This window comes from Burkholderia sp. Ac-20349, from assembly GCF_017104865.1.
Lineage (GTDB): Bacteria > Pseudomonadota > Gammaproteobacteria > Burkholderiales > Burkholderiaceae > Burkholderia > Burkholderia aenigmatica.
On record NZ_JAAGPM010000322.1, the window covers coordinates 1 to 1,750 of the forward strand.

2 protein-coding genes and 1 pseudogene are annotated in these 1,750 nt (G+C 65.3%); 1 reads left to right on the forward strand and 2 read right to left on the reverse strand.

The window, feature by feature from the left end; genetic code table 11:
- Positions 1-120: 120 nt before the first annotated feature.
- Positions 121-273: pseudogene (locus G3N61_RS38940) on the reverse strand (magnesium chelatase domain-containing protein); the annotation flags it as partial.
- A gap of 350 nt (positions 274-623) precedes the next feature.
- Complete coding sequence (locus G3N61_RS38945; protein WP_006489451.1) at positions 624-875, reverse strand: accessory factor UbiK family protein; 252 nt, start codon at positions 873-875, stop codon at positions 624-626.
- Between the two features lie 355 nt (positions 876-1,230).
- Between G3N61_RS38945 and G3N61_RS38950 the strand changes: the two genes are divergently transcribed.
- Positions 1,231-1,569, forward strand: coding sequence for a P-II family nitrogen regulator (locus G3N61_RS38950; protein WP_027789049.1), 339 nt, complete (start codon positions 1,231-1,233; stop codon positions 1,567-1,569).
- Positions 1,570-1,750: the final 181 nt, after the last annotated feature.

Consider the following 1,750-nt stretch of genomic DNA (forward strand, 5'->3'; position numbering starts at 1 on the left):
CCCGTTCGGCGAGGCGCTTCGTCGAGCGCAGCTTGATGTAGTCGGTCAGGTCCTTGACGAGCGCTTCGAGCGACAACGCGGAATTCTGCAGCCGCCGGATCGTCTTCAGGTTCGCGTCCGACTGCGGACGCGCTCGCGGCTTTCGCGGACTTCGAGATCGGGCAGGCCGACGATCGAGAACGAAGGCAACCCGTTGGCGAGATGGACTTCGACGGTGACGTCCGGCGCGCGGCCGGAGGCGGGCGCGCGACTGCGCACCACGGCGAGCGACATGGCGAGGCTCCTGTAAACAAGACGGACGGGCGACGGCCGTTCGGGGCCGCATGCCGCGGGAATGGGAGAGTCGGTGCGCGCTTGCCGGCGTGGCGCGGGGAAAGAACGAGGGACTGCGGAACGACGGACAGCGAAGAGCGGGGGGCTGCGAAGAGCGAGGGACGGCGAAGAGCGAGGGACGGCGAAGAGCGAGGGACGGCGAAGAGCGAGGAACAACGAAGAGCGGGGGTACTGCGGAGAACGACGGACGACGAAGAGCGGGGACGATCTCAGTACTTCATTACTTCGGAGGCGGCGGGCGCGGGCCGCACGAGGCGGCCCGCGCCCGGACCTTGCGGCCGGGTGGGGCGTCAGGCTTGCGGCGCGGCGAGCTTCTGCTCGAGTTCCGCGACGCGTTTCTCGAGTTCCTCGAGGCGCACGCGGGTGCGGGCGAGCACCTGGGCCTGCGTGTCGAATTCCTCGCGCGTGACGAGATCGAGTTTCGAGAAGCCTTGCGACAGCATGGCCTTCACGTTGCGCTCGACGTCCTTGGCCGGCGAGTTTTTCAGCAGATCGCTGACGCGCGACTGCAGATCGTTGAAAACGTCGCTGGGTTGCTTCATGTGATTCCCCTTCCTTGCACAAAAAATGTGCATCTTCAGTTGCGTACGTGCCCATGATGCACGCATGACCGGAAATGGTGCGCCCGGAGCGCGAATTCCGGGCATGGCGCCCGCATGGGTGAATGCCCCGGTGATCCGGGACGTGCGTGCACTCTAGCAACGATCCTTTCGCCGCGCCAGCAAACCGGGCCATGTTGGCCATTCGGCCGGGCTTCCGCACCTTACATCACGGGATGCGACCCCTTGATGAAGCCCTTTGAAACGGTGCTCGGGCCAACATGGCATGCGAGTTGCTGAGAAGAGTCCGTTACAACATTCCAACCAATTCGACGGGACAACCCAGCGAGAGGACTTCATGAAACTCATTACCGCAATCATCAAGCCGTTCAAGCTCGATGAGACGCGCGAGGCGCTGTCGGCCCTCGGCGTCTCGGGCATCACGGTGACGGAGGTGAAAGGGTTCGGGCGCCAGAAGGGGCATACCGAGCTGTACCGCGGCGCCGAATACGTGGTCGATTTCCTGCCGAAGATGAAGATCGAGGCCGCCGTGTCCGACGATCTCGTCGACCAGGCGGTCGAGGCGATCGAGCGGGCCGCGCGCACCGGCAAGATCGGCGACGGCAAGATCTTCGTCACGGCGATCGAACAGGTGATCCGGATTCGCACCGGGGAGACCGGCGCAGACGCGCTGTAACAGAACAGACAAGACAAGCGACAAGAGGAAACCCAAGATGCGCAAACTTCTGATGTCCCTGCTGATGGCCGGCTCGCTGATCGCGGCCGGCGTCGGCTCCGCGCTCGCCGACGACGCGGCATCCGCCGCGGCTGCGTCCGCGCCCGCCGCAACGGCTTCCGACGCCTCGGCTGCCGCCGCG